Source organism: Moorena sp. SIO4A5 (assembly GCF_010672005.1).
In the GTDB taxonomy this organism is placed as follows: Bacteria; Cyanobacteriota; Cyanobacteriia; order Cyanobacteriales; family Coleofasciculaceae; genus Moorena.
This window is the reverse complement of sequence record NZ_JAAHHZ010000315.1, coordinates 1-5,270: the sequence shown is the minus strand read 5'-3', so window position 1 is coordinate 5,270 and position 5,270 is coordinate 1. Positions and strand designations below refer to the sequence as shown.

Genomic DNA, 5,270 nt, shown 5'->3' with positions numbered 1-5,270 from the left:
AGATAGGGAGATAGGGAGATAGGGAGATAGGGAGATAGGGAGATAGGGAGATAGGGAGATAGGGAGATAGGGAGATAGGGAGATAGGGAGATAGGGAGATAGGGAGATAGGGAGATAGGGAGATAGGCGGAAGAGAAAGTTGTACGTTTGACCGCAACTTGGTATAAGTAAATTAGGGTATAAGTAAATTAGGCGAGAACTGCTTGTAGTCGTTGCAATGTACGAGTATTCTCCTCAGGAGAGCCCACGGTGATCCGCAATCCTCCTCCAGTATGACGTAATAGGGTGCCTTGATCTTTCATAGCCTGAGTTACCTGAGTCAGGTCTTTGCTAGTAGACTCGTTACCGGATTGTGCTAGACGCAGGTAGATGAAGTTGGCAGCACTTGGCCAAACCTGTAAGGCTGGATGTTCTGATAGGGCTTTTAGTAACTTATCTCGCTCGGCGATAATCTCGGGAATTGATGCTAGCAGAGTTTGTCTGTGATTGAGAGCGAGTATAGCAGCAGCTTGGGAAAAGCTGGGTAAGTTGTAGGGTAAGCGAATTTTTTCCAGAGCAGCAATTAGTTCTGGGTGAGCGATGCTATAACCAACACGGTGAGTGGCTAAACGAAATGCTTTGGAAAATGTCCTCAATACTATCCAGTTGGGATGGTCGGCTAATTCTGAGACTACTGAGGCTTGGCTGAATTCAAAGTAGGCTTCATCAATAACCACTAAAATGTTCTCTGGTAGACCACGCAACCACTCTAATTCCTGGGGAGTCAAGGGGTTGGCGGTGGGAGAGTTAGGATGAACCACAAATACTACTCGTATTGGTGGTCGTTGGGTCGAGGTTTCTGTTACGGTCTGTTCAATGGCTGCTTGGGCATCGTCGATCTTGATTTCAAAGTTTTCTTCGCGACGCCCTACACTCACTGCTGGTATTCCTAAGGTCTGTGCGAGTATAGAATACATCGAGAAGGTGGGATTAGCGATTAGGATCGAGCCTTCTCCTCCTAAGCAGGTGGCAATTAAGATAGAACGAATTAGTTCATCGGAACCGTTGCCTACGGAAATCTGGTTTGCTGTTACTACCTTTTCTAGGGCAGCCGATTCGTTAACGTATTCTGCGATCGCATTTTTGAGTTCCTCATGTCCGCCATCGGGATATCGATTAGCTTGAATCAGCTGTTGATAGCTCCAAGCTAATTTTTCCTTTAACTCTCCTGGTAAGTCAAAGGGACATTCATTAGTATCCAGGCGATCTAGGGGAACAGTTGATTCTGGTGTTTTCCCTTCCTCGCCCCCAGGATGAGGTGTGTAGGCCGTTAATTCGGCTAGATCTGACCGGATGAATTCTAGCATTATCTGTTCTATGTTGTCGGTTTGCTTTGTTACCTTTTACCTTATTCTTTCTCAAGAGGTGGATAGTGTATTGCCAGAAATGCTTTAGCCTCAGCCTGATCCTGAATCACCCTGTCTAGGGTGGCGTCTAAGAGTGCATCCAGAATTTCCCGATACTGTGCTCCTGGCTTATAGCCTAACGTTCTGAGATCATTGCCATCCAGTGGTGGTTTAACATGCCTCCAAGTGGTGAGATACTGCCAAATTTTACGTCGGATCGCTCTAGGACTATACACCCCAATCAATACTAAGGTAGGTAATTTATACTCGCGCAACATGTGGACGATTTGACTGTTGAGCTGGCATGTTGTTAGAGATTCTAGGATATCAGCTTGCCATCCCTCAAGTTTTTCAAGACGCTCAACACTGTCTACGGGCAACTGTAAATTCTTGGCTACCTTAACCCGTTCGTCTGGTGCTAGATCAGCAATTAATACTTCCAAACGCATCTGCCAGTGCCTTAAGGTTTGCTTTGGGTCAAATCTCTGTAGCCAGCGCCCAACCAAACGCACTCGCCACCATAATGGTTTATCTAGGGTCAGGGTAGGATGAAGACACTGCAACGCTCCCAATGAGGACAATAACTGCAATGCTGGTTGCCAGTAGGGGGCTTGCAACATATAGTTAAGTTCTGCTTTGAGTCGGGTTTGGAGTGCTGGTACTTTGGTGTTTTCGGCTAGGGTGCGCTGATATACCCCACTCTCAATGGCATAGTGGATATATTCCTTGGTTTGGGGTTCAATGTCAAATCCCAATCGCACCGCAAACCTTACGGCTCGATAGATTCGGGTTGGGTCTTCAATAAAGCTATTGGCGTGTAGGACTCGAATTTTTTGCGATCGCAAATCTAACATACCCCCAAAAAAGTCCAACAGGGGCAATTGAGATTGGGGATTAACCTTTGTCAGCCTTGCCGCCATGGCGTTGATGGTAAAGTCTCGGCGGTAAAGGTCTTGACGAATGGAACTAGCTTCGACTTGAGGATTGGCGGCGGGATAAGGATAAAACTCGGTACGAGCAGTGGCAATATCTACACAAAGGGAGCCAAATGTCGGGTCATTATGCCATAGCAAGGCAGCGGTTTGAAAAGACCCGTGTACTTCCAAGCGCACCTTACGGTAAATTTTACGGAGTTCCTTGGCAAGGGTGACTCCTGCGATCGCATCCGCTGAGCGGTTAAAGCCATCGACAACCAAGTCTATATCATTTAGGAGTAGTTGCTTTTTCCCATCCGCTAGTAACAAGTCTCTGACAGCTCCCCCAACTAGGTACAGATGCCAACCCCGCTCCTGAGCTTTCTCGGCAGCTATGGTCAGAAGTTCCCATAGGGGCGAAGCCAACAGAGGTTTTAAGTTAGCCGGTTTCAGGTTAGCCGGTTTCAGGTTTGACCCATCAACCTTCAACTGCTTAACCTTCAACTCTTCCTGAAACAGTTGCCGCAATACATCAGTGCGGGTCACAATCCCCATTAGTTGCCCATCCTCTAGAACGGGTAAACGCCCAATATCGTAAGTCACCATCAAGGACTGAATGTCTGCCATCGAGGTTTCCGGAGTAATGGTCTTAACATCCTTCGTCATGTAGCCCTTGACTGGGGCATGGCCAAAACCGTGGTGCAAGGCTAAATCCAGGTCTCTTCGAGAGATAATTCCCACCAGCTGGTCTAGTTTATCTACTACTGAAAGCCCCGAATGACCATAGCGCAACAAAATTCTCTGGGCTTCCTTAATCTTGGTATTGGGGCGAATGGTGCGCACGGGGGAGGACATTAAATCCCGAGCGGTCAGAGGTTGGGGAATTTGGTCTTTTAGTTGGTTGACCAGCTGCTCTAGGATTGTCTGGGCATCACAGTCTCGTAAGGTAACCGCAGCGGCTTGGGAATGTCCACCCCCTCCTAGGGGTTGCAACAACTGGTTCAAATCCGTCCCCTCAATTCGCGTCCGCCCAATTATAGTCAGCTTTGTAACTGAGGTTGACAGTTGTTCACCCTTGGCCTTCGAGTAGGGTAGGTTAGTGTCGGTTGAAGGTTGAAGGTTATTTGGTTGAAGGTTATTTGGTTGAAGGTTATTTGCTTGAAGGTTATTTGGTTGAAGGTTATTTGGTTGAAGGTTATTTGGTTGAAAGTTAGTCTGGGATTGAGTTTCAAGGTTATTTTGGCTTGGAGGTTGTATTTTGAAATTTTGCTTGTTATAATAATTTCCAGAACCTTCAACCGTTAAACCGCCAACCGGCAACGGTGAATAACCTTCAACCTGAAACCTTACAACTGGTAAATCTGCCGGTTGTAAGGTTTCCCCTTTGGACTTTCGTTTATACTCAGCCCCCAAAAGCAGGGCATCGCTTTCAGTTACTTCTAGTAAGCGTGATGCCAAACTGGATAAGCCAGGCACATGCCCAGGAGTCTTTAGGAATACCCAAGAAATGGTGTAACCCAAGTGGGTTTGTCGCTGCAAAAGGTCTAGAGATTGCCTAAATAATTTTTCCAATTGAGGAGATAGCCCTGGCTCAACATACTGAGCTATCTGCCGCAGATTAGCTCCCTGCTCCATTAACCAGGTCAAAGCAGCCCCATCTCTTGGTGTTGTCTGGTCAAAGGTCAAGGAACCTGTATCCACATGGATTCCCAATGCCATCACCGTGGCTTCAGCAGTAGTTAACTGGATTTGGGATTGCTGTAATTGCTCCACAATTAAGGTGGTGGTTGCTCCGACAGGTTCAATCTGTGTATAGGTAGCCTGGATATCAGTTTGGGGTACGGGATGATGGTCGTAAATTTCAATAGCCTTTAACTGTGGTAAGTCTAACCACTCAGCTGCTTTCCCTAAGCGATCGCGTTTTTGAGTATCTACAATAATTACGGAATTAATCTGAGCCAATTGTACAGAGCGGTGCTCGATCAGGGCATACTCATCCCGATGCAGTGCCAAAAAATCTCTTACAGCCGGATGAGTCCCCCCAGTTAGTACAGCTTTGGCTCCTGGCTTGAGGCGAGTCAGTCCTACAGCTGCTCCTAGGGCATCAAAGTCAGCAGTGGTATGACACAAAATCAGATCCATAGTGATTAGTCTACCAATTCTGGAAATTAAGGCTAAACATCAATTTCATCTGGCCATCTCCCCATCTCTCCCTTTTGACTTTATTGATGCTATTAATCTATCAATAGTTTACACTTTTTTAACCCTTTATTCCCTATCCCCACACTCCTCGCATTCCCCACACTCCTCGCACTCATCACCTGGATCGGAAAGTTCAAACCGCATTGATTGCAACAAATTTTGGCAGAAAAGGTAAAACCATCTGGTAGAATCTATAGTGCTTAGCTAGGCATTAGCCTGTTTTAAACAAGTTTTAGGAAAGTTTAGCGTCAAGGTATCAGCACAGAAAATGACTATTATATTCCAACTATTACTCACTGCTCTAGTCCTATTGTCATTTGTCTTGGTAGTCGGTGTACCAGTAGCTTATGCCACACCTCAGAACTGGGAGCAATCAAAACGCTTGCTTTGGCTTGGTTCAGGGGTCTGGGTGCTTCTAGTGCTTCTAGTCGGTGCCCTCAACTTTTTGGTGGTTTAGGTTATAATTGCCCTCAGCTAGACCTAAATTATTACTGTAATCAGCCTTTAGAACGATAGTCATGGCAGTTTTCGAGGGAAATTTTACGTCATCTACCTCCCTGAGGTTTGCGATTATCATTGGTCGCTTTAATGACCTAGTGACAGGTAAACTCTTAGAGGGGTGTAAAGATTGCTTAAAACGCCATGGCATTGATCCCAATCCCCAAGGTACTCAAGTTGACTATATTTGGGTACCGGGTAGCTTTGAAATTTCATTGATGGCTCGCCAAGCTGCTCTTAGCGGTCGTTATGATGCAGTGATTTGCTTGGG

General features: G+C 46.2%; 4 protein-coding genes. 2 read left to right on the top strand and 2 right to left on the bottom strand.

The window, feature by feature from the left end; all coding sequences use genetic code 11:
• Positions 1-188 precede the first annotated feature (188 nt).
• The gene (locus tag F6K57_RS35910; RefSeq protein WP_293072844.1) at positions 189-1,346 is read right to left on the bottom strand and encodes a histidinol-phosphate transaminase; all 1,158 of its coding nucleotides are present in this window, start codon (positions 1,344-1,346) and stop codon (positions 189-191) included.
• Positions 1,347-1,387: 41 nt separating this feature from the next.
• On the bottom strand, positions 1,388-4,441 hold the full coding sequence (locus F6K57_RS35905; RefSeq protein WP_293018938.1) for a CBS domain-containing protein: 3,054 nt from the start codon (positions 4,439-4,441) through the stop codon (positions 1,388-1,390).
• Positions 4,442-4,769: 328 nt separating this feature from the next.
• Between F6K57_RS35905 and psbZ the strand changes: the two genes are divergently transcribed.
• The gene (gene psbZ / locus F6K57_RS35900) at positions 4,770-4,958 is read left to right on the top strand and encodes a photosystem II reaction center protein PsbZ (protein ID WP_070394766.1); all 189 of its coding nucleotides are present in this window, start codon (positions 4,770-4,772) and stop codon (positions 4,956-4,958) included.
• Between the two features lie 61 nt (positions 4,959-5,019).
• On the top strand, positions 5,020-5,270 hold a 251-nt coding region (locus F6K57_RS35895; protein WP_293072840.1), incomplete at its 3' end, for a 6,7-dimethyl-8-ribityllumazine synthase.